Origin of the sequence: Prevotella sp. OH937_COT-195, assembly GCF_003932845.1 — a bacterium.
Classification (GTDB): Bacteria; Bacteroidota; Bacteroidia; order Bacteroidales; family Bacteroidaceae; genus Prevotella.
Genome location: NZ_RQZH01000092.1, coordinates 1 through 835, shown reverse-complemented (window position 1 = coordinate 835; position 835 = coordinate 1). Strand labels below are relative to the sequence as shown.

At 37.1% G+C, this 835-nt stretch carries 1 protein-coding gene and 1 pseudogene; one reads left to right on the top strand and one right to left on the bottom strand.

All coding sequences use genetic code 11. From position 1 onward, the window contains the following. Positions 1-182 (bottom strand): annotated as a pseudogene (locus tag EII32_RS12615) (IS30 family transposase); the annotation flags it as partial. Positions 183-213: 31 nt separating this feature from the next. Between EII32_RS12615 and EII32_RS11360 the strand changes: the two are divergent. Continuing rightward, entirely contained in the window at positions 214-585 is a 372-nt protein-coding gene (locus EII32_RS11360) for a hypothetical protein (RefSeq protein ID WP_125235471.1), read from the top strand. Positions 586-835 lie beyond the last annotated feature (250 nt).

The following is an 835-nucleotide window of genomic DNA, read 5'->3' as shown; positions in this document are numbered from 1 at the left end:
ATCCCCTCATTTATTCGCAGATACCCTGATATTTGTCTTGGAGACCACCGGTAGTTGGTAATATATTCCTTGATTCTCCAAACTAATTCGTCGGATAGTTTGGCATTTGTTACCGTTCTTTTTCTACGCCGCATAGCCATATCGTGTGCCCTCGTCCAAATATACTTTCCCGACGGCTGCATGTGTGCGTTCACCTTGCCTTTTTTCTTCCCATTGTCCCTTTATTGGGCTATCTTTGCAGAAGGTTTCAGTTGGGGATTAGCTCATTCGTTACCGTTTTTACCATTCCTTCCCATTGGATATATAGGTAATGTTTTAGTAACGCTGCTCTGTCCGAAGTTGGCAAAAGTTCGTCTTTTGGTGGTTTTTCCCCCGAATGGTCGAATTATCAGATTAGTTATTGATGTTAAAGGACATTTAATCGGTGCGAGAATTTACAACAAGACCGTGGACGAATTAACTGCTTTTGAAAAATCCGGGTTGAAAGCACTAAATTTAATGCAAGATTGGCAAGTAGGTATGCATAATAATAAATTAGTCAATGTATTAATGACAAAAATAATACATATTGACCTAAATAATTAAAATAATAAGACGATATATGATGTATATTTAATGATTTAAATGCAGGATATCTATGTCAGATAAAATGTAACATAAAGATTTGAACAGTTAAATTTGCTGTATAAGATGATTATGAGCAATAACAGATTTGTGAAATACACTTACGGTGAGTCGTGTGGGAATGGTAATTTGGAGGAACGCAACGACTATTACCCTTTCGGTGGTTTGATGGGCAAGGGCTTGAACGGTGATTTTCAATCCTACAAATACA